This is a genomic window from Limnobacter sp. 130, from assembly GCF_902506325.1.
In the GTDB taxonomy this organism is placed as follows: domain Bacteria; phylum Pseudomonadota; class Gammaproteobacteria; order Burkholderiales; family Burkholderiaceae_B; genus Limnobacter.
Genome location: NZ_LR732330.1, coordinates 496091 through 521834 on the forward strand (window position 1 = coordinate 496091; position 25744 = coordinate 521834).

Below are 25744 nucleotides of genomic sequence, written 5' to 3' on the forward strand. Positions count from 1 at the left end.
GCTTAGTGGTTGTCGGTGTAAGGCAGCAAAGCCAGGAAACGTGCGCGCTTGATCGCTGTGTCCAACTGGCGCTGATAATTCGCCTTGGTACCAGTGATACGAGCGGGCATGATCTTGCCGTTTTCGCTGATGAAATCCTTGAGCGTGTCGATGTCTTTGTAATCGATTTGCTCTACCTTGCCCACTGTGAAGCGGCAAAACTTCTTGCGCTTGAACAAAGGGTTCTGTTGTGGACGACGTCCCTTGCGATCATTTTTACGACCAAAAGCCATAATATTCTCCAACTATTTCAAGTCTTCAACATTCGCGCACTGCGCAAACATGGAATCGAAGACTTTTTGATTTGTGCGAACGAAGCGCTATAAATCCGGACCAGTTTTTCAGGCTTCCCACTTCAAGGCCGCTGATTTGGTTGGCTGCCACACCCAGCGCGACCGCTGAAACTGTGCACTTCACCATTCTTGGCTTGCTGGCTTCAAGCTGTTCACCTTCGTGTTCAAGCTCAAATTCGCAAATGGGCAAACCTGCCGGGGTATATCGCAATATTGATTTTGCAACCAACGTGGCGGTCAAGGTGAACTGGTTAACGCCAGCATTTCCTTCTTCCCCAAACTTGTTTGAATTTTCCGCTGCTTCCTCCTGATTCATTGATTCAGTGTTTTGCGAAGACGAAATTACTCGTCATCACCCTCGTCTGAATCGGAACTGTCGTCGCTTGAAGACGCTGTGGCAGAAGCGGCTTTACGCTCTTGCTCACGCTGAACTTCCTTCATCATTGGAGAAGGAGCTGTTTCAGCTTTTTTCATCTTCACGGTCAAGTGACGCAGTACGGCGTCGTTGAATTTAAACGCAGTTTCCAGTTCTTCCAGAACTTCCTGGCTGCATTCGATGTTCAACAACACATAGTGTGCTTTGGCCAGTTTCTGGATTGGGTAAGCCAATTGGCGGCGACCCCAATCTTCGTGGCGGTGTACTTTACCGCCGTTGGCTTCGATGGTTCCACGATACTTCTCAACCATGGCAGGCACTTGCTCGCTTTGGTCGGGATGCACGATGAAAGCAATTTCATAGTGACGCATTGATTAACTCCTATGGATTTTCCACAATTGGAAAAGCTGCCACACCCCCGTGGTGCAGCAGCAGGTAACCAGAAATTATAGTGGGTTTTCAGAAAACAGGCAACGAAGTTGATCCATTGCCCACTAAAACCTGGAAAATCAGGCCGTTTGGTCTTGCAAGCGCTTCTTTTCCATGTCGCGAAGCTCCCTGCGCAACACCTTGCCCACCGGACTCTTGGGCAATTCCTTCATGAATTCCACGTGACGGGGAATTTTATAAGCGGTCATGTGCTTGCGACAATGCTCAATCACCGCCTCGGCGGTCAAATCAGCATCCTTTTTGACCACAAAAAGCTTCACGGCCTCGCCTGTCTTTCCGTCGGGCACGCCCACAGCTGCCGCCTCGAAAATACCAGTGAGCAACGTGGCGACCGCTTCAATTTCCTTGGGGTACACGTTAAAACCCGACACAAGGATCATGTCCTTTTTGCGATCGGTGATATAAAAATAACCGCTTTGATCCATGTAGGCGATGTCGCCGGTTTTCAACCAGCCGTCCTGCGTCAAAATCTCGGCAGTCTCGCGTGGCTTGTTCCAGTAGCCGCGCATAACCTGCGGGCCTTTTACGCACAATTCGCCCTCTTGCCCAACAGGCAATTCATTGAAATCATCGTCGCGAATGGTTACCTCGGTGGAAGGAACAGGCAGGCCGATCGAGCCGTTGTATTCCTCATGCAGCGGGTTAATACACACGGCGGGTGATGCCTCGGTCAAGCCATAGGCTTCCGACAGGCGGGTACCAGTCACTTTCTTCCAGCGATCGGCCACAGCGGGCTCAATGGCCGCACCCCCGCCCAGCACCAACTTCACATGTGAAAAATCAACCTGCTCAAACCCGGGCGTATTCAGCAGCCCATTAAACAAAGTATTTACACCCGTCAATGCGGTGAATGGCACAGCCGACAAGGTTTTAACAAATGTCTTCATGTTGCGCGGATCAGTAATCAATAGGCAATGCCCACCGACTTTGATGAATACCAGTATGTTCGCGGTCAGGCAGAAGATGTGGTACATCGGCAGCGCGGTAATGGCGATCTCCTTGCCTTCCTCAATGTCCTGATTCAACCAGGCTGATGCCTGCTGCAAGTTGGCCACAATATTGCCGTGAGTCAGCATGGCACCTTTGGCCACACCCGTGGTGCCCCCGGTGTATTGAAGAAAGGCCAGGTCGTCGTGAGTGATATTGACTTTGCGCAGCTCATTGTTGCGACCATGGGTCAAGGCTTTTTTGAAGGTAATGGCGCCGGCAATATTGAATGCTGGCACCAGCTTCTTCACATATCGCACTACAAAATTCAGCAACAAACGTTTGAAAAAGCCGTGCATTTCGCCCATTGAGGCCAGCACGATGTGCTCAACTGGGGTGTTTTTAATGACTTTTTCAAGGGTGTGGGCCACGTTCTCAAACACCACGATCACCTTGGCACCAGAATCGCGCAACTGGTGCTCCAATTCGGTGGGTGTGTACAGCGGGTTTACGTTTACCGCCACAAAGCCAGCGCGAATAGCGCCCAGCATCGCCACGGGGTATTGCAATAAATTGGGCATCATGAAGGCAACGCGGTCGCCTTTCTTCATGCCGGGCAGGCTTTGAAGGTAAGCCCCAAAGTCACGAGTCAGAGAATCGAGACGCTCATAGGTGAGCGCTGTACCCATGTTGCTGAAAGCAGTTTTGTCAGCGAACTTGCGACTGGCGTCCTCAAAAATATCCCGAATGGAGGGGTACTGATCCAAATCAACCGACGTGGGTACACCCGGTGGGTAGCTCTGAGCCCAGGCTTTATCTGTCACAAATGTCTCCTTCTTGTAGGCACTGCCGTGCTTCGCAACTGTTTTGTATTGATGGAAAACGATACCGGAATATCAAAGAGCATGGATTCTAATGCACTACGATTGTGATGTGTACCTGCCCCGAAGCCGCAATCAAGGAAATTTCGACAAGGTACCTTGTCGAATCCCTTCTAGTATGGACATCTCACGTTCTTGAATCAGTTGGAAAAAAAGGGTTGGCTTCTCAAGAGAGGCAAACGCATCCAGGCCCTGGCTTAAAAAATTGTGGAAATCCTCTAAATTGGCCTTTTGCGCTGCACCACGCGTCATCTTCATCAAAGGTCTCAAAAAAGGCAGACGCATCAATTTGCGCAAGGATTCGCCCACTTCCCGAACCAGCAGAATTTGCCGCTCGCGCAATTCAAACTGCCCTTGTTCCCGAAAGGCGTTTATGTACAGCATTTCTTTAAGTGAATTATCAGAAAAAAACTCTTTATTACTGATAAATAGGGTTATTTCATCATCCAGAAATTCCGCCAAATAGTCCATGTAAATCACTTTTCGCACGGTATCGACTGCGCCTGCGGGCAATAATTTTTCCAGTTTGGGCAACACTCTTTCCACCTGGTGGTCTCGCATGCTGACATCATGTGTGCAGTACAGCTGATCGAGGAAAAAACGGCACGCAGCACGCATGCCATCATCTGCAAGCAAATCCTTATATGTTCCCTCTAATCGACTGTTTTGAAATACTTTTATTTCTTTCTTTAAATTCAGAAATTCAACTGAACGCCCCTGTCCTTGTCGAAGGGCTGTGATGGCTTTCTGTAATTCCAAGGGAGAACTGTGAATATCGATCATGGCCATTGAATTGCAATTGCGTCATAAAGCTCCATGCTGTTTGCTGCATAGCAGCACAAATCAGACATGGAAAATAGTCAAAATTTATGTTTACATCCGTTAATGTTAAACCGGAGAGTGAGACAACAATGAATGCCCCATCCAAAGCACACGGCCAAGAATTGACAGCAGCAGAACTAAAAGCAACTTTGGAATCGTTAAAGCAAGCTTACCGCATCAATCCCTACCCGGAATGGAACCAGCGCAAAGCCTGGTTGATGGCGTTAAGCGACATGATTTATGACAACAAGCTTCGAATTGCAGACGCCATTTCTGAAGACTTTGGCTATCGCTCGAAAAACGACACGCTTCTGGCCGAGGTATTTCCCTCCCTTGAAGGTATTCGCCACGCGATCAAGCACGGCAAGAGTTGGATGAAACCACGCAATCAAGGCGCCAGCATTTGGTTCAAGCCTGCGAGCACTTGCCTGATGCCCCAACCGCTCGGCGTTGTGGGCGTGATCGTGCCCTGGAATTACCCCCTGTTTTTGTCAATCGGTCCCATGATTGCCGCACTGGCTGCAGGCAACCGTGTATTTATCAAAATGAGTGAGTACACCCCACGCTTCAGCGCTTTGCTCGATGAGTTATTGGCCAAAGCACTGGGTCGAGAAGTTGTGCAAGTCATCAACGGTGGTCCAGAGGTGGCAGCGGAGTTTTCACACCTTCCTTTCGATCACCTGCTGTTCACCGGTTCAACGCCTGTGGGTAAAATGGTGATGAAAGCCGCCAGTGAAAACCTGGTGCCCGTTACCCTGGAGTTGGGCGGCAAAAGCCCTGTGATTATTACTGCGCCCACCGCAGCCAATCCTGGCCGCTTTGACAATGCGATTGCCCGTACCTTGTCTGGCAAGTCAATCAATGCCGGGCAAACCTGTATTGCACCCGACTACTTGATGGTTCCGGAAGGTTGTGAAGAACAGCTGATCCAACACGCCAAAGCAATTATTGACCGTCGCTTCCCGGACGGCATTCTGTCCAAAGACTTCACTGGCATTATTTCTGACCGCCACGCCACGCGCCTGCAACGCCTGATTGACGAAGCTGAGGAACAAGGTGCGCGCGTAGTGTCACTCATGAAAACTGCCGACAGCCCTGGCCGCAAAATCCCGATGACTCTGGTGTTCAATGCCAAGCCCGATTCCATGCTGATGCAAGAAGAAATTTTTGGTCCAGTGTTGCCAGTGATCACATACAAACGCCTGGATGAAGCGATTGATTACATCAACGACCGCCCTCGCCCACTGGCCTTGTATTTGTTTGACGACGAATCAAAAACCCAAGACATGGTCATGAAACAAACCATTGCCGGTGGCGTGTGCCTGAACGAAACACTGTTCCACATTGCGCAGGAAAACCTGCCATTTGGTGGCGTGGGCGACTCGGGCATGGGTCACTACCATGGCAAATTTGGTTTTGACACCATGACCAAACTGAAACCCATTTTCAAACAAAGCCGTTTCCACGTCATGGAAATGTTGTCCCCCCCGTATGACAACAAAATGTTCGCCTTCATGACCAAACTGCTGACCCGCAAGGTATAAACCGCCACCCCATGAACAGACGTAAATTTTTCAAGCTTAGTGCCGCCGGCCTTTTAATGGCAGGCGGCTTGGGCTGGTTGGGCAAGCACTTTGCCCAGGTTGAAATTGTGGCGGGCCAATCGGTAGTACAGCCGCAGCACCTGCCCATGCTAAGGGCAATTGCAACAGGCTTGCTCGACTCCGCCTTACCGGCTACCGGCCGCGCTGAAGCAATTGAAACGGCAGTGAACACATTTGTGAACGCCAGCAAAATGTTGGCAGCCAGCGCACAGGCTGAACTGGGCCAATTACTGAACATTCTCGAAAACCCGGTGGGAAGAAGACTGATTGCAGATTTGGACAACAGCTGGGAAGATGCCACGCCAGCGCAAGTGCAAGCGTTTCTGTTCGCTTTTCGGGACCATCCAATTCCGGCACTGCAGCCTGGCTATCACGCGCTACACGATCTGATGATGGCTGGCTGGTACGGCCTTCCTGAGCAATGGGCTGACATGGGCTATCCTGGCCCTCCATTCAAGCTTTCCTGACACGTATTACCACCCTGAAGACCAATGACTGAACAAGAAATCAAGCCCATGAGCACATTGGTGCCAGACCTTTTCACAGCCGGCATTGCCAGTGGCTGGAATGCCTACGAAGCCCACAGCCGTGAAATGCCCAAACAAATGACTGCCGACGTGGTGATCATTGGCACGGGCGCGGGTGGTGGCATTACTGCTGAAATATGCGCCAAGGCTGGCTTGAAGGTTCTGCTGATCGAGGAAGGGCCACTTAAAACCTCGAAAGATTTCAAGATGCTGGAATCTGAGGCCTACCCCACGTTGTACCAAGAAAGTGCTGCTCGCAAAACTGCTGACAAGGCAATCAATATTTTGCAAGGCCGCGCGGTGGGCGGGTCTACTACAGTGAACTGGACCTCCAGCTTCAGAACCCCAGCTGACACACTCGCATTTTGGCAAAACCAGTTCGCCTTGAAGGACATGACCGTAGAGGCCATGGCACCTTGGTTTGAACAGGCTGAACGCCGTTTGAACATTGCTGACTGGTTGGTGCCACCCAATGAGAACAACGATATTTTGCGCCGAGGCGCTGAAGCAAAGGGCATTTCATGGGGCGCGATACGCCGCAACGTGAAAGACTGCTGGAACCTGGGCTACTGCGGCATGGGCTGCCCCACCAACGCCAAACAGTCCATGCTCGTGTCCACAATTCCGACCGCCCTGCAGCATGGTGCCGAACTGGTGGCTTCGCTTCGTGCACACTCATTCAAAATTGCGCAAGGCCGTATTCGCACACTGCGCTGTCAGGTCATGAACGCAGACGGCGTCTTGCCTTCCGGCAAGGAAGTTGAAGTCTCAGCCAAGCATTTTGTGCTGGCCGGTGGGTCCATCAATAGCCCCGCTGTGCTGTTGCGCTCGAATGCGAGCGACCCTTATGACCGCTTGGGCGAGCGTACCTTTTTGCACCCCGTTGTGATTTCCGCCGCCATGATGGAGCAGGAAGTGCGCGCAGATGCAGGTGCCCCCCAGACCATCTACAGCGACCACTACCTGCACACCGACCCGATCGACGGGCCTGTGGGCTTCAAGCTGGAAGCACCGCCCCTGCACCCGGTTATTTTTGCTTCGACTCTGCCTGGCTTTGCAAAAAAGCATGCAGACATCATGAAGAATTTCTCGAAAACGCACATGCAACTGGCCTTGCTGCGCGATGGTTTCAATTCAGGCAGCGTGGGTGGACAGGTGCGTTTGAACGGCGATGGCAGCCCTGTGCTGGACTACAAATTAACCCCCGCAATTTGGGATGCTGCGCGCCGTGCATTGATAGCCATGGCCGAATTGCAACACGCTGCAGGTGCGAAATCTACCCTGCCCGTGCATGAATTCGCCACACCGGCCAACAACATTGACGATGCATTGAAACAAATCAATCAACTCGACATGAAGCCCCTTAGCATGAAGGTGGTTTCAGCACACGTGATGGGCGGCTGCGCCATGGCTGGCGAAGAAAAGCTTGGGGTTACCCGGCCGGATGGCCGTCACTGGCAAATCGAAAACCTGTCCATTCACGACGGCTCGCTGTTCCCCACCAGCATCGGCGCAAACCCGCAGTTGTCCATCTATGGCCTCACCAATAAACTCAGCCAGCAACTGGTGGCCGAGTTGACTGGCCAAGCAGCCACGGCGCTGGCTTAAGTACCATGGTTCGCTACCTGAACAGGCTGTACTGGATTGGCTACATTTCAGTCATGTTCAGCCTTTACTGGGCACTTCACCATTGGCTCGGTATTCGGGCCGACAACGCTGCAGTGGCCGCCATGGCCCTGGTAGTCGGCGTATTGTTTGCCGCACATGTGGGCTTTAACATCTCGGGCTTCGCCCTTTCTTACAGCGTGCGTCAAATTCCGCAAGTCCGCGACAAGGGGCTTCACTTTCACAGCACCGAAGGGGAAGGATTTCACCGGCTTGGTCTTGCTCGCTGGATCAAGGCCGTGTTGGTAGAAAGTATCGCTTCGCTAAAACTGATCACCCTGTTACAACCCTGGGCCCCGAATCCCGACGGTATTCAATTGGCTGGCAAGGCTTGGCGCAGGAAAAAACCTCTACCTGTGCTATTGGTGCATGGCTATTTGTGCAACTCGGCGGTTTGGGCTGGAACCCGAACCCTGCTTGAACGAGCCGACGTGACTACACACGCAATTACGCTTGAACCTACGATTGGCTCGATTCGCAGCTACTCCGACACGATTCACGAGGCGATTGATGAATTATTGGTGGCGACAGGCGCCCCCCAAGTCAAAATAATTGCACACAGCATGGGCGGAGTCGCTGTGCGCTACCACGCCACCGAGTACGGGCACCATCGCATTGCCGGTATGATTACAATTGGCAGTCCGCATTACGGCACAGCCTTGTCTACCTTCGGTATTGGCAAGAATGTGAAGCAAATGGCCTGGGGAAGTTTTTTCTTGAATACGCTGCGGGAACACCCGACAGACCGAGAATTTCAGAACAAGATCTGGTCGCTGTGGAGCCCACAAGACAACATGGTGTGTCCACCGGTTTCCAGCAAACTGGAGTTTGGAAAAAACATCGCCGTGCCCGGATGCGGGCACGTGGCTTTGGTGACAGATTCCACCACGGAAGACCTGATTCTCAACTGGCTTGCAGAAGATGCTCAGGCCTATCCGTTGGCAGAAAACAGGGCTTAGAAGTGGATACCTTGCATCAGGGTTGAGAAGGCAACCTGCTCTGCAGATGGCCCACCACCCTTCTTGCCCTTCGCCGCAGATTCCGAATCCGGGAACATGCGGAACGAGGTATTCATCAAAATTTGCGCAGGCTTCGGTATCAGCGCATGCATTACCTGACCCAACACACCCAGGCGCGTTGCAATTCGAACCGGCTTGTGAATGACCGCTTGCGCAATCAAATCAGCTGCCTGCTCAGGACTCAGCGTGGGCACATTGTTGTACAGCTTGGTGGGCGCGATCATGGGTGTGCGCACCAGCGGCATGTTGATGGTGGTGAAAGTAATGTTCAAATCCGCAAATTCAGAAGCTGCACAACGCGTCCATGCATCCAGCGCCCCTTTGGAAGCCACATAGGCAGAGAAGCGAGGCGCGTTGGTCAACACACCAATTGAAGAAATATTCACCACATGGCCTTTGCGCTTTTCCATCATTTTTGGCAACAAACCGTAGGTAACACGCAAGGCACCAAAGTAATTCAGCTGCATGGTTCGCTCCAGGTCATGGAAACGGTCAAAGCTGTTTTCAATACCCCGGCGAATTGAACGACCCGCGTTGTTCACCAACACATCGACATGGCCGAAATCAGACAGCAATTGCGCAACGAATCGGTCGCAATCCTGCATGTCCGCAATGTCGACAGAATAAGTGTGCAGCGTGTTGCCTTCTGATTTGATCAAGGCCTTGGCCTCAGCCAGCTTTTCTTCATCGCGGCCACAAATAATGGTAATTGCACCCGCTGCCGCAAATTTTTGCGCAGCAGCCAAACCAATACCGGATGAACCACCAGTAATAAGCACCACCTTGTCTTTCACCTGGCCTGTCAGGCTGCGGTCGATGAACAAATCGGGATCCAGGTGACGTTCCCAGTAATCCCAAATGGCCCAAGCGTAGTCTTCAAGACGCGGGCACTCAATGCCACTGCCGTCCAGTGCAGCCAAAGTTTGGCGACAGTCGTATCGGGTTGGCCAGTTAATGTAACCAAACACCTCTTCGGGCAGGGCCAAATCTTTCAGCAAGGCATTGCGAATTCGGCGCACTGGGGTCAGGCTCATCAGCCCCTTCTTCACTGCACCAGGTACAAAACCGAACATGGCCGCATTAATGCGCATTTCCATTTTCGGTGCATGTGCAGCACGCGCAAAAATGTTCAGTACATCGCCAATTCGATTGGGGCTGGGGTCAACAAGGTGGAATGCCTTACCGTCCAGATCAGGCTGGTGCGCAATGTGATCCATGGCATTGACCACAAAATCCACAGGCACAATATTGATTCGACCGCCTTCGATACCGATCGTAGGCACCCAGGAAGGCAGTAGCTTGCGCATTTTCTGGATCAACTTGAACAGGTAATAGGGTCCGTCAATTTTGTCCATCTCGCCAGTTTTCGAATCACCCACCACAAAGCCCGGCCGGTACACACGCCATGCGCCTTTTACTTTCTTGCGCACAATTTCTTCTGAATCGTGTTTGGTGCTGAAATAAGGGTGATCCAGGTTCTCGGCCTCTTCGAACATGTCCTCACGGAACACGCCTTCGTACAAGCCAGCAGCCGCAATCGAGGAAGTCAGCTGAAAGCAGCCGGCTCCAATTGCATTGGCCAAATCCACCGCGTTTTCGGTGCCTTTGATATTGGTTTCTTGCTGGCTTTCGGCATCCGCAGCCAAATCATAAATGGCAGCCAGGTGAAAAAAGTGGGCAATATTCTTGTTTAGCTCCTTGATTTCAGTGGCTTTCAAACCCAACTTTGGTTTGGTCAAGTCACCAACCACAGGCACGCACTGCCCTTTCTTGGCACCCCAATACTTTTGGAGTTCGGGCACTTTGTCCAGACTCGATTCGCGAATCAAAAAGTAAATGGTGCCTTTGCGCTTTTGCTCAACCAAGCGTTTCACCAATCGTTTACCGATGAAGCCCGTGGCTCCGGTCACAAAATAATTCATGTATGTCTTCTCCGCGCGGGGTTTTTTATGGAAGATACGTCTCAGGAAGGCTTACTATAACTGCCCGCCCGAAATTCTCAAACTCCATGCGGGCTGTGCGGGTGTTTTGTCAGCACCCTGCTTACGGGAAAACACGAGGTAGGGTTTAGTGTGCCTTCTCTAGTGTGGCCTCGATAAACTACTACAATAATCAAAAAAGGCAGCGACCCGCGACGGGTCACTTTGCCATCACAAGGAGAGACAACATGGCCGGTAAGAAAAAGCCCATCAAAGGTGCAGTCGATAGCGCACAACAATTGTGGACCGCAGGTGTGGGCGCCATTACCAAAGCGCAAGAAGAAAGCAACCGTGTTTTGGAAAACCTGGTCAAGGAAGGCCATGATATTCAGGAGCGAACCGTGAAATTTGCAGATCAAAAAGTAGTTGAAGTAACCGGCAAGGTCAGCAAGCTGGCAGGCTCAGTATCCAGCAAAGCCACCCAACACTGGGACAAGCTTGAACAAGTATTCGAGGAACGCGTAGCCCGCGCCTTGGGTCGCTTGGGTGTTCCTACCAACAAAGACGTTCAACAATTGTCTGAACGTATTGATCAATTGTCTGCTGCCATTGCCGAATTGACAGGCAAAAAAGCAGAAACCAAAGCAGGCACTGCAAAGCGCACCAGCACCACGCGTGCCAAAAAATCTGCTGAGTAATTGAATCAATTGTTGACCGGGCCAACGACGGCCTTGTCAACAAACGCTTTGGGCTGGAGCACACAACCCGCATGAACAATCACGAATCTGGCCCGAAAATCGGGTTGGCCTTGGCAGGTGGCGGCCCCTTGGGCGCCATTTATGAAATTGGTGCATTGGTCGCGCTTTCAGAGGCCATCGATGGACTCGATCTGAACGACATGAGTGTCTATGTGGGTGTATCTGCTGGCGGAATTGTTGCCACCGGGTTGGCGCACGATCTGACTCCACACCAAATCTACAAGCTGTTCATTGAAGGCGAACCCGAAGAGTTTGCCTTTGATCCGTCGATTTTGTTGCGTCCGGCCTGGAAAGAGTACTGGATGCGCCTTAGAAAGGTACCCAGCCTTCTGGGCACTGCCATTTCAGACTATTTCCTGCGCGATGACGCCACTTGGGTCAGCTGCATTGAACGCTTGGGCGCAGCAATACCCACTGGCTTGTTCAATGGCGACGAATTGCACGAATGGATGGCGGACCTGATCGCCAAAGGCGGTGGTACCAACGATTTCCGCAGTTTGCGCAACCGGCTTATTTTGGTGGCGACCGACCTGGATTCAGGCGACTCCATCCCCTTCGGAATGCCCGGGTTTGATGACGTTCCCATATCAAAAGCTGTGCAAGCCTCTGCATCCCTGCCCGGCTTGTTTCCGCCCACGCGCATTGCCAATCGGCACTATGTAGATGGGGCGTTGAAAAAAACCCTGCATGCCTCCACAGCCTTAAAAGAAGGTGTGGAGTTACTGATTTGCCTGAACCCCTTGGTACCGTACGATGACCGGTTAAACCCCAAAAACCATCGGCGCAGGGCCAAGGGCAAAGCATTTCAGCCCGGATCGCGTTTATACGAAGGCGGATTGCCGCTGGTGCTCTCGCAAACGTTTAGATCAATTATTCATTCACGCATGGACATTGGCATGGAGCGCTACGCGCACCTTTATCCCAATGCTGACATTGTGCTGTTTGAACCCCAACATGGCGATGGCGAATTTTTCTTCACCAACCCTTTCAGCTACGCAAGCCGCCGACGTTTGTGTGAGCATGCCTACCAACGCACGCGCGAAGAATTGTGGGCACGCCGTTACGATTTGGCAGAGAAGTTTTCGCGACATGGTCTTGAACTGAATCTGGAAGTTCTGAAAGATCCCACCATGCAGCTGGCCAACAAAACCAGCAAAAGACCAGCACGTACTGGATCCATGGTGTCCAAATTTGATCAACTTGAAGACTCGCTCAACGAGCTTGATCGTTACATACGTATTGCAAAAACAAGAAATGCTGCGTGAAGAACGCCATTACTCACAAGTAACAAGGGCAGTGAGGCCCCAAATACTTGATAAAACAACGTAGACTAATAGTATTCAAAATACCAATAACAGACTTGCTGCATGAAGTCTTAAGCTTGATCAGGACTTTGGCCAGACAGGAGACGACCAGAACATGGAACGCAAGCCTCCAAGAAGAACAAGAGAACGAATTCTTGATTTATCGCTTCGGCTATTCAATGAATTCGGGGAGCCCAATATTACAACTACCGTGATCGCTGATGAAATGAACATCAGCCCCGGTAATTTGTATTATCACTTCCGAAACAAAGACGACATCGTCAACAGTATTTTTGCCAGTTTCGAGAAAGAAATTGATGGTCTGCTCGACGTACCCGGCAACCGCCAAGCCAATATCGAAGATGCCTGGCTTTACCTTCAGGTGTCATTTGAGCTGATTTGGCGCTATCGATTCCTGTACCGCGACTTGAACGATCTGTTGTCGCGCAACCGCACACTCGAAATCCATTTCAAACGCATTCTGAAACACAAAGTTGATGTGGCACGCCGCTTGTGTCAAGGCTTGGTGGAATCGGGTGACATGATGGCATCCCAGCCACAAATCAATGCCTTGGCCACCAACATGGTGGTTGTAGCCACTTACTGGCTGTCATTCGAATACGTCAGGGACCCGCGCCACTTCAACGATGAAGCCACCATGAGTGCTGCGCTGGCCAACGGTGTGTATCAGGTCATGTGCCTGCTCGCACCCTATTTACAAGGCAATGCCAAAGAACTGTTCGAAAGCCTTGCCCAATCTTTTATTACTGAAGAAAACACATAACAAGACTTAGGAGAACTTATGAGCGACTTGAAAGCCCGTTTCGAAAAGGCAGTGGCCGAATCAAAATCACTGCCGTCACGCCCCGACAATCAGACCCTGTTGAAGATTTATGCTTTGTTCAAGCAATCAACCGAAGGTGACAACACCGGAAAACGCCCAGGGTTCACCGACATTGTTGGCCGCGCAAAGTTTGACGCGTGGAAGGGCCTGGAAGGCACCAGCAACGATCAAGCCATGCAGAATTACATTGATCTGATTGAGTCGCTGAAATAAATCAAGGCACTGAATTCATAAAAAAAACCGGCCAATGGCCGGTTTTTTTATGGCTGCTTGAAAAAATCAGGCAGCTGCCTGGAGTCGACAGGCACGGCGTCTAGCTTGGCCGCCACATGCACACACACGGTTCGGCAAAGCTCCACCACTGTCGGCTCCTTTACCTGGTATAGCACCAAGGTGCCTTCTTTGCGGCGCTGTAACACGCCTGCACGGTACATCAAGTTCAAATGACGAGAAATATTCGACTGGGTTGAATCAACCTCTTCCACGATGTCGTTTACTGATTTTTCCCCGTTGCACAGGGCGTGGATAATTTTCAAACGCGTGGGTTCAGACAACACAGCAAAGTAGCCTGACACTTGTTCCAGCAGGGAATCCAGTTCACTCATAGCATGACCGATGTATTTTTTATGTTGAAATGATTGTACCCCCGTTTTCACACGGGGGTGGCGGGTCAGTGATTGGCCAACAAAAGCCCTGCATGTTCGCGCATGGGATGAAACTCAATGGTTTCCCAACGCTTTTGCATCACATCAAGATCAAATCTCGATGTCGCCAAAAAAGCGTGTGTGTCGGCAGCATCGGTCACAATGCGACCCACATTGGCATCCATAAACCGGCGCAAGTCATTGGCGTTTTTGCTGGTTACCCAACGTGCGCAACTGTAACGGCTTGGCGCCAGGCGAACTTCCACACCATACTCACCTTTCAAACGGGCTTGAACCACTTCAAACTGCAACTGCCCGATTGCACCCAACAACATTTCCGACCCCAACAGGGGCTTGAACACCTGAATGGCGCCCTCCTGCCCCAGTTCCATTAAACCTTTCTGTAGCTGCTTGCTTCGCATGGGGTCTTTCAATTCGACGGATGCGAACAGCTCCGGTGCAAAAAACGGCAAACCCGTGAATTGCAAACCTTCGCCTTCACTCAAAGAATCGCCCAATTGCAAACCACCGTGGGTGGTCAAACCGATGATGTCGCCCGCATAAGCTTCATCAACCCGATCGCGGCGCTGAGAAAGAAAGGTCACCACACTGGTGGGACGGAAATCCTTGCCTGTGCGCAACACCTTGAATTTCATGCCATGCTCAAAACGCCCTGACAGCACGCGAACAAAAGCAATGCGATCCCGGTGGGAAGGGTCCATATTGGCTTGAATCTTGAACACCACGCCGCTGAATTTGTTCTCGGTAGGCGCCACTTCACGCTCAATCGCTTTGCGCGGGCCGGGGTGTGGCGCAACGTCCACCAAAGCGTCCAGCACTTCCTGAACACCAAAATTGTTCACCGCAGAGCCAAAAAACATGGGCGTTTGCTTACCGGCAAGAAATGTTTTTTCATCAAAACTGGGGGCAGCGCCCGTAACCAGTTCAATTTCCTGCTCGGCCTGTTTGAACTCGTTGCCAAAGCGACTTCTGAGTAACTCGCGATTGTTGCCATCGACCACTTCGTCGTCTTCCCGACGGCGATCTGCACCGGGCGTAAATACCCGCATGTGGTTTTTGCGAATGTCGAAAATACCGTGGAACAACTTGCCCTGCCCCACAGGCCAGGCAAAAGGCACGCAAGGAATACCCAGCGTGCTTTCGATCTCGTCCATCAGCTCAAGGGGGTCACGCACCTCGCGGTCCATTTTATTGACGAATGTAATAATTGGCGTGTTACGCGCACGGCACACCTCGATCAAACGCAAGGTTTGCGGCTCTACACCGTTGGCGGCGTCAATTACCATCAAGGCCGCGTCTACGGCAGTCAACACCCGATAAGTGTCTTCAGAAAAATCCTGGTGGCCCGGGGTATCGAGCAAATTAATCACTTGGTCGCGGTATTCCATCTGCATCACCGAACTGGCCACAGAAATACCACGCTGCTTTTCAATTTCCATCCAGTCCGACGTGGCATGGCGACTCGCCTTGCGAGCCTTAACACTTCCAGCGATTTGAATGGCGCCCGCGAACAGCAAGAGCTTCTCGGTCAGGGTGGTTTTACCGGCATCGGGGTGGGAAATAATTGCAAACGTTCGGCGACGCTTGACTTCAGATTCAATCGACACAGCAGCCCTTTGGCTCAAAAGCGGTGATTTTACACGCCCGGTGGCTTAAATTCACCCTCTTTAATTGTCATATCGATACATAAACGACCAACCTGATAAAAACCCTGTTGCGGACATCCCGTATTGCTCATTTTGTGTATAAATAAGACATTAGCCAAGTGTATTTGCACACTCGATTCGTTCAATTAAAGAACGATAATAATCACAAAGCCCAATACCCAATGGGCACAGTTTCATCAAATCATAGGGGATACCAATGAAAGCAATTCTGGCAAAATCCGCCGTTGCAATCAGCCTGGCCGCGTTGGCCATGGGTGCAGCTTACGCAGACAAATCCAAATGGCCCAAAAGCTTTACCGTAGGTACAGCTTCTCAGGGCGGTACGTATTACGCATATGGCGCTGGCTGGGCAAACCTGGTTGCAGAAACTGTGGGCATTACCGGCGGCGCGGAAGTTACTGGCGGCCCCACTCAAAACCTCGCTTTGGTACACACAGGTAAACTTGCCTTTGGCATGACCACCATGGGCCCAGCGCGCGAGGCACTGGACGGCAAAAGCCCCCTGGCCCCCGGCCTGAAGATGAACAAGGTATGCGCCATGTTCCCCATGTACCAAACCCCGTTCTCGGTCACCGTGCTGTCCTCCAGTGGAATCAAATCCATTAAGGAGATTCCACCTGGCTCCAAAATCGGTTTTGGCCCTGCAGGTTCTACCTCTGACACCTACTTCCCGAAAATGCTGGAAACCCTGGGCGTGAAATTTGAACGCCGCAACGGTGGCTGGAGCGATTTGGGCGGGCAATTGCAAGATGGCCTGATCGATGTGGTGGCATTTGCAGCCGGTGTACCCATTCCTGCCGTGACCCAGCTTGAGGTGCAGACCGAGATCAATATTCTGGAATTTACAGAAGCTGAACAGAAAAAGATCATGGACACCTACCCCGTGTCGGCATTCCCGATCAAGGCCAGCACTTACAAAACCTTGAAGAAAGATGCACGTGCGGTATCCATGTGGAACTACGCCATTGCCAACTGCGACCTGCCAGAAAGCTTTGTATACGAAGCGACAAAGGCGGTGCTGGACAACAACGAGAAAATGTTGACCATCCACAAAGGTGCCCGCACCACATTGGCCGAGAACTGGGACAAGAACACATTCATCCCATTCCACCCCGGTGCCGTGAAGTATTACGAAGAAAAAGGCATCAAGATTCCAGCGAATCTTAAGTTGAAATAAAAAGCAAACAGCCTTGACGGCTGAATCGGGAAGCGCTGAACTCAACTCAAGAGTTCAGCGCTTTTCTTAAACCTCAATTCTCAATTTTTTTTGAATCGGTCAAATCATGTCCAAATCCACCAGCATATCCAGCCATGCCGAAGAGGAACACCTCATCGCGCAAGGCGTCGATGACGAACCAATGGCAAGCAATCAACGCAAATTTGTGCAAAAAACAGCGCTGTTTGTCTCGATCATTTCTGCGGCTTATGCGTTTTGGCATGTGTTTACCCTTAACATCGCGCCGGTGGAAACCTGGGCTTTTCGCATTCTGCACGTTTCAGGCGCGCTGATTATTGGTTTCATCGCCTATTCATCTGCGAACATTGACCAGCCGCAACGTGGCAATCAAATGCTGATCAAGGCCTTGGCTGTATTACTAGCCTTACCCGCCCTTTACTCGCTTTACATTGTGTTCGACATGAACCAGATCATTGCCAATGGTGAAATGATCGCACCCGAGATGGAAGTGAACCAGTTTGGCATTCCCCTGGCCATCGCAGGGCTGGGTGCTATCGTGGCCTCATGGTTTCTACGCCCGGAAGGCCATCGCTTCAACTGGCTGGATGCAACGCTGGTTCTGGCAACAATAGCGAGCACAGCCTATTTGATGGTGCACCTGGACGGCACTGCGCTGCGCATGCGTGCGGGCACGCCTTTCGCCTCACCCGGCAATGCCTGGGCAGCCATGGTAGGTCTTGCCCTGATTCTGGAACTGACGCGTCGCGTGGCCGGAAGCGCCTTGGTGATCATTTCAGTTATTTTCGTGCTCTATTCATTCGTTGGGCCTTACCTGCCCGGCTTTTTGACACACGACGGCTTTGATTTCAGCCGCTTCTTTTCCTACATCTACACCGATGCGGGAGTGTTGGGTGCAACCACGGCAGTGTCTTCCACCTACATTATTTTGTTCATTGTGTTCGCTGCGTTTCTGCAGGCTTCCAAAGTGGGCGACTACTTTGTCAATTTTGCATTTGCTGCCGCAGGAAGAGCCCGTGGAGGCCCTGCCAAAGTGGCAGTTTTCGCGTCTGGCCTGATGGGCATGATCAACGGCACGAGCGCCGGCAACGTAGTGGCCACGGGTTCGCTGACCATTCCACTCATGAAAAAAGTAGGCTACAACGGAAAAACTGCTGGCGCCATTGAAGCCGCAGCCTCTACTGGCGGGCAAATCATGCCGCCCATCATGGGCGCTGGTGCCTTCATCATGGCGGAAATCACGGGCATTCCCTACTCGGAAATCGCGATCGCGGCAGTGATCCCGGCCGTGTTGTACTTCCTCTCGACTTACCTGATGGTTGACTTTGAAGCAGCCAAACTGGGCATGCGTGGCATGCGGTCCGACGAACTGCCTCAATTCTCCAAAATGGTGAAACAGGTCTACCTGTTTATTCCCATCATCATCCTGATCGTTGCTTTGTTCATGGGCTATTCAGTGATCAGGGCCGGCACATTGGCCACGGCTGCTGCTGCTGTAGTTAGCTGGCTCACGCCCTTTAAGATGGGTCCAAAAAGTATTTTCAAAGCCTTCGATCTTGCGGGGGTCATGTCGATTCAGATCATCACAGTGTGTGCCTGTGCAGGCATTATCGTGGGTGTGATCGCCTTGACGGGTGTGGGCGCCAGGTTCTCCTCCATTCTTCTGGACATTGCTGAAAACTCGCAACTGATCGCCCTGTTCTTTGCCATGTGTATTGCAATCTTGCTGGGCATGGGAATGCCAACCACGGCAGCCTATGCAGTGGCTGCTTCGGTGGTTGCGCCTGGCCTGATTCAACTGGGAATTCAGCCACTGGTGGCCCACTTCTTCGTGTTCTACTTTGCAGTAATCTCGGCAATCACGCCACCTGTGGCGCTGGCCTCGTATGCAGCCGCCGGCATTTCAGGCGCAAACCCCATGGCAACTTCGTTCACGTCATTTAAAATCGGTTTGACGGCCTTTATCGTGCCTTTCATGTTCTTCTACAATGCGGCGTTGCTCATGGAAGGTGAATGGTTTGTGATTTTGCGTGCCTTTGTCACGGCGTGTATCGGCGTGTTTTTCCTGGCTTCCGCCATCCAAGGCTGGTTCTGGGGCGCACACTCGAACTGGGTAGTACGGGGCATTTTGCTTGTCGCAGCGCTTTGCATGATCGAAGGTGGTTTGTACACCGACATTGGCGGTGCTGTACTGGCTATCGTTGCCATCATTCTTAATAAATTCTTTAAAGGAAAACCCGCGCCAGAACCCATGGTTCAAACTCGCGGAATGGATTAAAAACGTAACACCCTGAGGCACCTACACTCTTTTTTAGTGTAGAGCCTCAGGTTCAAACCCTTTCATTGCTAAAGCGATTTCCCTATAGTGCGAAGTGTCACGAAATTTGACTACCCGCTACCCAAGGAGATCTCACGATGTACGCATTTGAAAAAACAGCTGAACTGCTGACCAAAACCAATACCGAACTGAAGAACCAGCACCAAGTTGCTGCCAAGGCATTGAACAGCCTGGTACAAGCACAATTTGGCCTGTTGTCACAAGGTTTGGGTAACGCATTCACTGCTGCTGAAAAGCTGCCTTTGGCTGACAAGTCAGTGGTTGTCAATGCACGCACCGAGATCAAGCAAGGCTTGGAAAAAGTTGTTGGTGTTAGCCAGGTGTACACACAAAAAGGCGTTGAGCTGTTCGAACAGCAACTGCCAGTTGTGATCGACAAAGGTTTTTCATACGCAGCTTTGGCTTTGTCGCAAGCCGAGTCTTTGACTGAAAACGCAATCACCATGGGTGTAAGCGCCTTGGAACAAGCCAAGAAAAACGAAACTTTGAAGCCTGCCATTGAACAAGCCGAGCAAATCGCTTCTCAGTTGTTCGAGAAAATTGGTGTGAAAGGTGAAACTGGCGCGACGAAAACTGCCAAGAAGCCCGCCGCCAAGAAAGCTGCTGCACCACGCGCCAAGCGCGCTGCTGCTACACCCAAGGCCTCGGTCTGAAAAGACATTGCCCAGCTTGAGCTGTGCTTTGACTAAACAAAAAACCCTCGAACTCTCGAGGGTTTTTTTATGGTGACAATGAATTGTTCAGTGCGTTGTCAGAGCAACCAAAGAATCAGGCCGTAGCACACACTGGCACCGAGTACACCGACAAACCACTCTCGTTTGGCTTCCAGTTCACCCAGCATGGTCACATCAAAGCGCTTGTTTGCGAAATCGTCCATGGTAATACTCCCGGTGCATAATGCACATGTGTGTTGATGACTCTATTTAAGAGCAAAAACACAAGTGCGTCTTTCCCACAAAGGGGGCCACCTTATCCGACTACCCCCAAGAGGTAAATACAATGACAATTAGTTCGGCCACCGCCTTTGCCATACTGTCCGCAGGATTTTTCCTGTTAGTAGGTCTTTGCAGCGGATTGTGGAAATTCTTGCAAATGTGGAAAAGCGCTGAAGGTTTGGCACACCCCTATGTAGACATCGCCCACCGGGCCAGCCTGCTTTACGGCTTTGCGTGCATCACTTTGGCCGTGTTGGCACATTTCAGTGTCTTCAATCCAGACAACAATCTTTACGCGGCAATAATCGTAATTGCTTTTTTTGTGCTGGCCGTTACCGGCTACCTGATACAGGCTGCACTCAAAGGACCCGACAACCAACTGCGACAACCCCACAAACTTGGAAAACACCCCATGCCCCGGGCGGGCCTGGCTGTATTCATGGTGGCCTTGGTATTCGCGGAAATTGGTGGGACACTCTACTTGTTTGCTGGTGCGCTACAGAACCCTTTGCTGCAATTCTGGTCTTAAAGAGCAAACCATGCTTACCCGGGGATACCTCACAATGTCTAACCAGTTCACTCGCCGTTTACTGCTTGCCACGCTGACCATGCTGACCATGGCGGCGTGTAGCACAACCAGTCCTGCAAATTCCACTGGTCAGTACCAGGCCAAAGCCAACTGGACCAGTTCGTTTTTGAGCCAGGTCTTTGGCGGTCAAACAATGCCCGATGGCGTTAACAATTGGGCGTGTCGCCCCACGAATGATCAAAACCCGGTGGTGCTGATACACGGTACTTTTTCTTCCAGCATGTATTCATTCGGCGCTTTGGGCCCAGCACTGGCCAATCAAAACCTGTGTGTGTATTCGATCGATTATGGTGCAGCCGAACCCAGCGACTGGTTCAAAGGCGTAGGCGCAGTTGATGAATCGGGACAACGGATCGCTGATTTCATCAAGTTCGTAAAATCAGCCACAAAGCACGACAAGGTGACCTTGGTGGGTCACTCTCAGGGTGGGCTGATTGGCTTTTATTATTTGAAGAAATTACAAGGTGCTGATCATGTTGATCGTTTTGTCGCTTTGGCACCCAGTGTCAATGGCACATCGATTGCAAAAACACCCAACCGCGATTTGGTGGAGTATTGCCTGGCTTGCGCGGACCAACACCCCCGCTCGGCATTGTTGCGTGATTTAAAAGATGGGCCCATTACAATGCCTGGTGTGCAGTACAGCGTGCTGGTCACCAAGAATGACAAGGTCGTGGTACCTGTTGAAAATCAGTTTGTGAAAGAGCCCGGCGTTCAAAATATTTATATTCAAGACTTGCTCCCGGGTAAAAGCGTGTCACACAGCGGCATGTTGTACGACACTGAAACTCTCGATTTGATTGTCAAGCTGGTTCAAGGAAAGCCGGTACAAACCGCCTCAAACTAGCACCGTGTACTCCCGGGTTGCAGTGTCGAAACGATACAAAGGATCGCTCACCACAGCTTGATCAATGCCCTCTTTCTTCAGTTGTACTTTTTGATATTTGAAGGTGCCGGTGGTTTCCACACTTTGAAGTAAGCGCACATACTGCGGCACTGCATACCCGGGAAGTTGGCTAGTCACATGCTGTGCCAAGGCTTTTAAGTCCAGCTCAACACCCGGCTTTACCGCCACAGCTGCCATGCCAGCCCGGCCATCAACGCCTTCCAGCTTGACGCCATACACCACTGCATGCTCCAGAAATGACAATTTGGCCAACACACCCTCAACTTCCGAGGTCGCTACATTCTCACCCTTCCAGCGGAATGTGTCGCCCAAACGGTCTACAAACTGAATGTGTTGCCACCCTTGCCTGCGCACCAAGTCGCCTGAATTGAACCAGCAATCACCTTGTTTAAACACATTGCGCAGCAGTTTTCCTTCGTTGGCTTTCGGGTCGGTGTACCCATCAAAGGGGCGCAGATCGGTCACTTCACTGATCAGCAAACCCACTTCGCCACGCGCAACTTTTCTGCAGAACCCGCGTGCATTTCGTACCACTTGCTCGGAATCCGCATCGCAGGCGATCACTTCAAATGGCATTGGACAAAAACCCACGGTTTCCTTCAACCCAAAGGCATTCATAAAACCCAGGTTGGATTCGCTTGCTCCGTAAAACTCGAAAATTTGATGAATACCAAACCGGTTCTCAAAGTCATCCCATATTTCCGGACGCAAGCCATTGCCCAATATCAAGCGAATTTCATGGTTTTGATCATCCATGGTGGGTGCTTGATTCAACAGATAACGCAGCAATTCCCCGATATAACAAAACGCAGTGGCTTTGTAATGGGCGATCCGTTTCCAGAATTGACTGGCACTGAATTTTTCATCCAGCGCAAAGCAGGCCCCCGAGGCCAACACAATACCAAGCGACACGGTAAGCGCATTGTTGTGATACAGCGGCAGACAACAATAAAACACATCATTCGCAGTTAAACGCACAGCCGTACTCATTCCCGAGGCAGCTTGCAACCAACGGTAGTGACTCATCACCGACGCTTTGGGTAAACCGGTAGTGCCTGAAGTAAAGATATAAAAACAGGGCCAGTTCGCTGTAATTTGAGCAGTTTGTGCCAGGTTGTGGGAAGGCTGCGTATACCAGGCACTGCGAAAATCACTTACCCGCAAAAGGCTACTGTCCGTTTGCAGCGAGAGCAATTCGATGCCTTTGAGCAGCGTGGCGTCCTCAGATTCCAGTTGCTTAAGAATATCCAGCCCACGATCGCAGGCCAAAATTATTTTGGGCTTCACCAACTTCAAACTGTGCGCCTGCACAGCACCTTGCTGATTGATATTCAACAGCGCGGCAACAGCCCCCAACTTGGCACAGGCAATTACTGCAAGCAAAGTTTCAGGTCGATTGGCCGACAGCAACCCGACCGTGTCACCGGCCTTGACTCCCATCGAAAGCAGCCCGCGCGCCATTTGATTACACATTGAGTTGGCTTGTCCGTAGGTCCAACATTGCTCGTCACTTTTCAGGAATGAAGATTTCGCATGCTTGCGCGCAGTTTCCTGAAACAGAAGGCCTAGTGAGCGGCGTGAATGCGGCCGGAGAAATGCCAAACTGGCCAATGAAGGTAAAATATGGGGGACGTCAGGCAGAAAACCCAAGGCACCTTTGGCAATGTCAATTGCGGATACTGTTTTGCCTTGAACTGTCATTTTGTGCGGCCTCCGGGCGCTGTCTCATGTTTTTTTATACAGAAAAAGATACACTCTTTGGGTCAACGAAATTCGCTTACACACCGTTTTTATCAATGTCATCAGGCTGCCCAGTTAAGTATTCTTCCATGCCCATAGCCAAAGTACGCTCGAAAACTGTTCTTTGCCTGCTTGCGCTTGCCATGGCACTGCCATTTCATGTGGCCAATGCCAAAAATTTTATCGGTTACACGGGCAAAGGCTGGAACAACGACTTTGGGGTACTGCGTGGGCAATGCGATGCCAAGCTGGTTCAAAACGAGGCACTCAAGGGTGCCCTGACCGAGCAAATGGCCTACGTTGAATCCACCGACGCCTTCAAGACAATCTTCACTGAAACCGAATTGGTTGATGCATTTGCGGTTGACTCCCATTGCTTCGGGCACACCATGGAATTGGTGCCCTCGGGGCAAGCTGTGCGCTGGCTCAACCCAGTGAATGGCGTTGGGGTGTATTTGTCGCCCGGCGCAAAGTCTGACACTTGCCGCACTTACTTGGGCGTCACGATTGTGAATGGTGAAAAAACCAAATTCCGGGGCGAAGTGTGCTCACCCAGCAAAGGGACCTGGCAAATTCAGCAGTAACCGCCCACCAGGCTCAGGCGTATACAGCACGGCGTAAACGCTGCAAGGTATCGACCTGCCCTACCAAAACCAACAACAACTTGGCGCGGGTCATGGCCACAAACAGCTTCCTGAAATCCGCCTCGTTGAAGTCAACAAAAGCCAATTCAGTCACCACAACAGCCTGTGCAGCCTGCCCTTTAAAACGATAAACCGATTCTGCATGTACATTGCCTTCGGTAAACACCTGGCTGCCATTGTCATCGTACCTACCCGTGAAATGCCGCAAGCTGTGCGGCCCAAGACTGGCTTGCGCCAATACCTTTGACTTCTCGTGACCGCGCATGCTGAGCACCGCAATTTTGTCGCGAGTAAAACCATGTCGCAAGCAGGCAGTAATGGCCTTGGCGGTCTGACTTAACAAGGACTCATCGCTGTCATACTCAAAAAACTCAAGTGGCAAACCTTCCAGTGGGCATGCCGCTTCAATGTCCAATAGTAGCGGCGACTCAAACCTGAATTCATGTTGAACAAGTTGCAATGCCTGCACCACGCGTTTGGGGTTGCGGTAATTCATGGGCGTGTGCAGGCTAACCCAAGCTGGCAAACTGACCGCCGGCTTGGCATACAGATTTTGAATGGGGTCCTCTAGCCACAACCAGCGTGTACCGGAATGCGCGCAACGCTGAAGCACAGGCAACCAGCTTTGGTCGAAATCCTGCCCCTCGTCCACCACAATTGAATCAAACACCCAACGTTTGTCCAAAGGGGTGGCCAGCACTTGCTCTGCCAAACGGCCAAACACGCCGGGCGAGGCGTAGTCCACTTCCTGCCCTGCATCTCGCAGCATGCGGTCGCACAGGGCATGAAAATTAAACACCACAGCACCCATCAAACCTGCTTCACGAACCTGCTGCGCCATGTGCGAAGAAAGCGGACGGTTGTAACACACATACAAAGTTCGCGCTTTCAAGGCATGGTTGCGTTGCAATTCACTGAAGGCCAATTGCGACTTTCCGCTGCCCGCAGTGCCCGTTACACGTAAACGAAAAGGCTCGAAACTGAGCCTTGAAACCCATTGTTCCAAGCCATGTGACAAGCGCGTGACCAAGATTTCAGCGGCTTGTGACAATGCCCCCACTTCAGGAACCAGATTCAGTTCATTGCACAAAAAGGAATGAATCGCTTTCGGATTGGAGTGGCTGCTGAACAGGTCAGCCGTGATGTCGATGGTTTGAATCAGTGCGGCCAACTCATCTTTGTGACGTGCGTCTACAATACGCTCGGCATTCACAGTCAGCCCGCTGGCATCTGACACGGTGAAATCCGGGCAATAAAAAACAGGCTCAACCCGAAGGGTGCCCTGGTGTTGTTGACTGAATTTTTGCTTGAGTAAAGCCCCTTGCTCGGCCAAAGCGTTGAACACGTCTTGGCGCTGCTCACCCAATTGCTTCACCACCCGGCCCTGGTCCAGCTTCATCAAACCGGTTTTCATCAAAATGCTGTAAACAATGCCGCTTGGGCCAAGTATCAGAAACTGGATACGGCCAGTGACCGTGAGCCCGTGCTCGATTCGTGACCAGTGTATGCCGTGATAAATGGTGTAGTTGTCGGGCAACTGCGCTTGCAATTGCAGCAAAACATCGCGCTCACGGGCTTGGGCGCCGTCTAGTGCAAGCTCGCTGGTGTCCGATGGATAAACCTTGGCGGGCACGCC

At 51.5% G+C, this 25744-nt stretch carries 25 protein-coding genes; 14 read left to right on the plus strand and 11 right to left on the minus strand.

The features are described 5' to 3' along the window. Positions 1 to 2: 2 nt before the first annotated feature. The 5 genes from rpsR to FRIGORI9N_RS11375 form a co-directional block, all read right to left on the minus strand. Positions 3 to 272, minus strand: coding sequence for a 30S ribosomal protein S18 (rpsR, locus tag FRIGORI9N_RS11355; RefSeq protein WP_008249877.1), 270 nt, complete (start codon positions 270 to 272; stop codon positions 3 to 5). A gap of 25 nt (positions 273 to 297) precedes the next feature. Next, positions 298 to 648 (minus strand): primosomal replication protein N, encoded by a 351-nt coding sequence (priB, locus tag FRIGORI9N_RS11360; protein ID WP_159570969.1) that lies wholly within the window; start codon positions 646 to 648, stop codon positions 298 to 300. A 26-nt stretch (positions 649 to 674) separates the two neighbouring features. Further along, the gene (gene rpsF / locus FRIGORI9N_RS11365; protein ID WP_138518387.1) at positions 675 to 1079 is read right to left on the minus strand and encodes a 30S ribosomal protein S6; all 405 of its coding nucleotides are present in this window, start codon (positions 1077 to 1079) and stop codon (positions 675 to 677) included. A 138-nt stretch (positions 1080 to 1217) separates the two neighbouring features. Further along, a complete protein-coding gene (locus tag FRIGORI9N_RS11370) occupies positions 1218 to 2909 on the minus strand; it encodes an AMP-binding protein (protein ID WP_159570974.1) in 1692 nt (563 codons plus the stop codon). A gap of 132 nt (positions 2910 to 3041) precedes the next feature. Further along, entirely contained in the window at positions 3042 to 3755 is a 714-nt protein-coding gene (locus FRIGORI9N_RS11375) for a hypothetical protein (protein ID WP_159570979.1), read from the minus strand. A 122-nt stretch (positions 3756 to 3877) separates the two neighbouring features. Between FRIGORI9N_RS11375 and FRIGORI9N_RS11380 the strand changes: the two genes are divergently transcribed. The 4 genes from FRIGORI9N_RS11380 to FRIGORI9N_RS11395 are packed head-to-tail and all read left to right on the plus strand — an operon-like array spanning position 3878 to position 8543. Continuing rightward, positions 3878 to 5332 (plus strand): coniferyl aldehyde dehydrogenase, encoded by a 1455-nt coding sequence (locus tag FRIGORI9N_RS11380; RefSeq protein ID WP_159570984.1) that lies wholly within the window; start codon positions 3878 to 3880, stop codon positions 5330 to 5332. A gap of 11 nt (positions 5333 to 5343) precedes the next feature. Continuing rightward, positions 5344 to 5859: a hypothetical protein gene (locus FRIGORI9N_RS11385; protein ID WP_159570987.1), complete on the plus strand. Its 516-nt coding sequence runs from the start codon at positions 5344 to 5346 to the stop codon at positions 5857 to 5859. A 24-nt stretch (positions 5860 to 5883) separates the two neighbouring features. After that, on the plus strand, positions 5884 to 7527 hold the full coding sequence (locus FRIGORI9N_RS11390; RefSeq protein ID WP_159570989.1) for a GMC family oxidoreductase: 1644 nt from the start codon (positions 5884 to 5886) through the stop codon (positions 7525 to 7527). 5 nt (positions 7528 to 7532) lie between these two features. Further along, the gene (locus tag FRIGORI9N_RS11395; RefSeq protein ID WP_159570991.1) at positions 7533 to 8543 is read left to right on the plus strand and encodes a triacylglycerol lipase; all 1011 of its coding nucleotides are present in this window, start codon (positions 7533 to 7535) and stop codon (positions 8541 to 8543) included. On the opposite strand, the gene FRIGORI9N_RS11400 is transcribed toward FRIGORI9N_RS11395, so the two are convergent. Beyond that, a complete protein-coding gene (locus FRIGORI9N_RS11400) occupies positions 8540 to 10525 on the minus strand; it encodes an SDR family oxidoreductase (RefSeq protein ID WP_159570993.1) in 1986 nt (661 codons plus the stop codon). The genes FRIGORI9N_RS11395 and FRIGORI9N_RS11400 overlap by 4 nt on opposite strands. Positions 10526 to 10770: 245 nt before the next feature. Here FRIGORI9N_RS11400 and FRIGORI9N_RS11405 point away from each other — a divergent pair, with 245 nt between their 5' ends. The 4 genes from FRIGORI9N_RS11405 to FRIGORI9N_RS11420 all read left to right on the plus strand — a co-directional run bounded on the left by FRIGORI9N_RS11405 (position 10771) and on the right by FRIGORI9N_RS11420 (position 13641). Next, entirely contained in the window at positions 10771 to 11220 is a 450-nt protein-coding gene (locus tag FRIGORI9N_RS11405; protein ID WP_159570995.1) for a phasin family protein, read from the plus strand. Between the two features lie 71 nt (positions 11221 to 11291). Continuing rightward, entirely contained in the window at positions 11292 to 12545 is a 1254-nt protein-coding gene (locus FRIGORI9N_RS11410) for a patatin family protein (protein WP_159570998.1), read from the plus strand. Positions 12546 to 12699: 154 nt separating this feature from the next. After that, positions 12700 to 13368 carry a TetR/AcrR family transcriptional regulator gene (locus FRIGORI9N_RS11415; protein WP_138518378.1) on the plus strand — a complete coding sequence of 223 codons (669 nt, stop codon included), beginning with the start codon at positions 12700 to 12702 and terminating at the stop codon, positions 13366 to 13368. Positions 13369 to 13386: 18 nt separating this feature from the next. After that, positions 13387 to 13641 (plus strand): acyl-CoA-binding protein, encoded by a 255-nt coding sequence (locus FRIGORI9N_RS11420; protein ID WP_159571001.1) that lies wholly within the window; start codon positions 13387 to 13389, stop codon positions 13639 to 13641. 47 nt (positions 13642 to 13688) lie between these two features. Here the strand turns inward: FRIGORI9N_RS11420 and FRIGORI9N_RS11425 are convergent, their stop codons facing one another. Both FRIGORI9N_RS11425 and FRIGORI9N_RS11430 read right to left on the minus strand, forming a co-directional pair. Beyond that, positions 13689 to 14033, minus strand: coding sequence for a helix-turn-helix transcriptional regulator (locus FRIGORI9N_RS11425; RefSeq protein WP_159571004.1), 345 nt, complete (start codon positions 14031 to 14033; stop codon positions 13689 to 13691). Between the two features lie 65 nt (positions 14034 to 14098). Beyond that, positions 14099 to 15700, minus strand: coding sequence for a peptide chain release factor 3 (locus tag FRIGORI9N_RS11430; RefSeq protein WP_159571007.1), 1602 nt, complete (start codon positions 15698 to 15700; stop codon positions 14099 to 14101). A 256-nt stretch (positions 15701 to 15956) separates the two neighbouring features. Here FRIGORI9N_RS11430 and FRIGORI9N_RS11435 point away from each other — a divergent pair, with 256 nt between their 5' ends. From FRIGORI9N_RS11435 to FRIGORI9N_RS11445, 3 genes are all read left to right on the plus strand, one after another. Beyond that, positions 15957 to 16937, plus strand: a complete 981-nt coding sequence (locus FRIGORI9N_RS11435; RefSeq protein ID WP_159571010.1) for a TAXI family TRAP transporter solute-binding subunit — start codon at positions 15957 to 15959, stop codon at positions 16935 to 16937. Positions 16938 to 17043: 106 nt separating this feature from the next. Beyond that, a complete protein-coding gene (locus FRIGORI9N_RS11440) occupies positions 17044 to 19233 on the plus strand; it encodes a TRAP transporter permease (protein ID WP_159571013.1) in 2190 nt (729 codons plus the stop codon). 137 nt (positions 19234 to 19370) lie between these two features. Then, entirely contained in the window at positions 19371 to 19946 is a 576-nt protein-coding gene (locus tag FRIGORI9N_RS11445; protein WP_159571016.1) for a hypothetical protein, read from the plus strand. Between the two features lie 98 nt (positions 19947 to 20044). Here the strand turns inward: FRIGORI9N_RS11445 and FRIGORI9N_RS15510 are convergent, their stop codons facing one another. Next, a complete protein-coding gene (locus tag FRIGORI9N_RS15510; RefSeq protein WP_256366118.1) occupies positions 20045 to 20170 on the minus strand; it encodes a hypothetical protein in 126 nt (41 codons plus the stop codon). Between the two features lie 122 nt (positions 20171 to 20292). On the opposite strand from FRIGORI9N_RS15510, the gene FRIGORI9N_RS11450 reads away from it, so the two are divergent. After that, complete coding sequence (locus FRIGORI9N_RS11450) at positions 20293 to 20757, plus strand: hypothetical protein (protein WP_159571019.1); 465 nt, start codon at positions 20293 to 20295, stop codon at positions 20755 to 20757. Positions 20758 to 20791: 34 nt separating this feature from the next. Next, entirely contained in the window at positions 20792 to 21664 is an 873-nt protein-coding gene (locus FRIGORI9N_RS11455) for an alpha/beta fold hydrolase (RefSeq protein WP_159571022.1), read from the plus strand. Here the strand turns inward: FRIGORI9N_RS11455 and FRIGORI9N_RS11460 are convergent. Further along, entirely contained in the window at positions 21656 to 23425 is a 1770-nt protein-coding gene (locus FRIGORI9N_RS11460) for a long-chain-acyl-CoA synthetase (protein ID WP_159571025.1), read from the minus strand. The genes FRIGORI9N_RS11455 and FRIGORI9N_RS11460 overlap by 9 nt on opposite strands. A 128-nt stretch (positions 23426 to 23553) precedes the next feature. Between FRIGORI9N_RS11460 and FRIGORI9N_RS11465 the strand changes: the two genes are divergently transcribed. After that, positions 23554 to 24048: a hypothetical protein gene (locus FRIGORI9N_RS11465; RefSeq protein WP_159571028.1), complete on the plus strand. Its 495-nt coding sequence runs from the start codon at positions 23554 to 23556 to the stop codon at positions 24046 to 24048. Positions 24049 to 24061: 13 nt separating this feature from the next. Here FRIGORI9N_RS11465 and FRIGORI9N_RS11470 read toward each other — a convergent pair whose 3' ends face one another. Then, the gene (locus tag FRIGORI9N_RS11470; RefSeq protein WP_159571031.1) at positions 24062 to 25741 is read right to left on the minus strand and encodes an ATP-binding domain-containing protein; all 1680 of its coding nucleotides are present in this window, start codon (positions 25739 to 25741) and stop codon (positions 24062 to 24064) included. Positions 25742 to 25744: the final 3 nt, after the last annotated feature.

What these genes read in the sequence shown, in the direction of transcription:
- priB (WP_159570969.1), bottom strand. Translation starts at nt 648, where the DNA reads ATGAATCAGGAGGAAGCAGCGGAAAATTCAAACAAGTTTGGGGAAGAA.
- FRIGORI9N_RS11415 (WP_138518378.1), top strand. Translation starts at nt 12,700, where the DNA reads ATGGAACGCAAGCCTCCAAGAAGAACAAGAGAACGAATTCTTGATTTA.
- FRIGORI9N_RS11435 (WP_159571010.1), top strand. Translation starts at nt 15,957, where the DNA reads ATGAAAGCAATTCTGGCAAAATCCGCCGTTGCAATCAGCCTGGCCGCG.
- FRIGORI9N_RS11465 (WP_159571028.1), top strand. Translation starts at nt 23,554, where the DNA reads ATGCCCATAGCCAAAGTACGCTCGAAAACTGTTCTTTGCCTGCTTGCG.
- rpsR (WP_008249877.1), bottom strand. Translation starts at nt 272, where the DNA reads ATGGCTTTTGGTCGTAAAAATGATCGCAAGGGACGTCGTCCACAACAG.
- FRIGORI9N_RS15510 (WP_256366118.1), bottom strand. Translation starts at nt 20,170, where the DNA reads ATGGACGATTTCGCAAACAAGCGCTTTGATGTGACCATGCTGGGTGAA.
- FRIGORI9N_RS11450 (WP_159571019.1), top strand. Translation starts at nt 20,293, where the DNA reads ATGACAATTAGTTCGGCCACCGCCTTTGCCATACTGTCCGCAGGATTT.
- FRIGORI9N_RS11440 (WP_159571013.1), top strand. Translation starts at nt 17,044, where the DNA reads ATGTCCAAATCCACCAGCATATCCAGCCATGCCGAAGAGGAACACCTC.
- FRIGORI9N_RS11410 (WP_159570998.1), top strand. Translation starts at nt 11,292, where the DNA reads ATGAACAATCACGAATCTGGCCCGAAAATCGGGTTGGCCTTGGCAGGT.
- FRIGORI9N_RS11400 (WP_159570993.1), bottom strand. Translation starts at nt 10,525, where the DNA reads ATGAATTATTTTGTGACCGGAGCCACGGGCTTCATCGGTAAACGATTG.
- rpsF (WP_138518387.1), bottom strand. Translation starts at nt 1,079, where the DNA reads ATGCGTCACTATGAAATTGCTTTCATCGTGCATCCCGACCAAAGCGAG.
- FRIGORI9N_RS11385 (WP_159570987.1), top strand. Translation starts at nt 5,344, where the DNA reads ATGAACAGACGTAAATTTTTCAAGCTTAGTGCCGCCGGCCTTTTAATG.
- FRIGORI9N_RS11445 (WP_159571016.1), top strand. Translation starts at nt 19,371, where the DNA reads ATGTACGCATTTGAAAAAACAGCTGAACTGCTGACCAAAACCAATACC.
- FRIGORI9N_RS11405 (WP_159570995.1), top strand. Translation starts at nt 10,771, where the DNA reads ATGGCCGGTAAGAAAAAGCCCATCAAAGGTGCAGTCGATAGCGCACAA.
- FRIGORI9N_RS11395 (WP_159570991.1), top strand. Translation starts at nt 7,533, where the DNA reads ATGGTTCGCTACCTGAACAGGCTGTACTGGATTGGCTACATTTCAGTC.
- FRIGORI9N_RS11420 (WP_159571001.1), top strand. Translation starts at nt 13,387, where the DNA reads ATGAGCGACTTGAAAGCCCGTTTCGAAAAGGCAGTGGCCGAATCAAAA.
- FRIGORI9N_RS11455 (WP_159571022.1), top strand. Translation starts at nt 20,792, where the DNA reads ATGTCTAACCAGTTCACTCGCCGTTTACTGCTTGCCACGCTGACCATG.
- FRIGORI9N_RS11380 (WP_159570984.1), top strand. Translation starts at nt 3,878, where the DNA reads ATGAATGCCCCATCCAAAGCACACGGCCAAGAATTGACAGCAGCAGAA.
- FRIGORI9N_RS11375 (WP_159570979.1), bottom strand. Translation starts at nt 3,755, where the DNA reads ATGGCCATGATCGATATTCACAGTTCTCCCTTGGAATTACAGAAAGCC.
- FRIGORI9N_RS11390 (WP_159570989.1), top strand. Translation starts at nt 5,884, where the DNA reads ATGACTGAACAAGAAATCAAGCCCATGAGCACATTGGTGCCAGACCTT.
- FRIGORI9N_RS11460 (WP_159571025.1), bottom strand. Translation starts at nt 23,425, where the DNA reads ATGACAGTTCAAGGCAAAACAGTATCCGCAATTGACATTGCCAAAGGT.
- FRIGORI9N_RS11425 (WP_159571004.1), bottom strand. Translation starts at nt 14,033, where the DNA reads ATGAGTGAACTGGATTCCCTGCTGGAACAAGTGTCAGGCTACTTTGCT.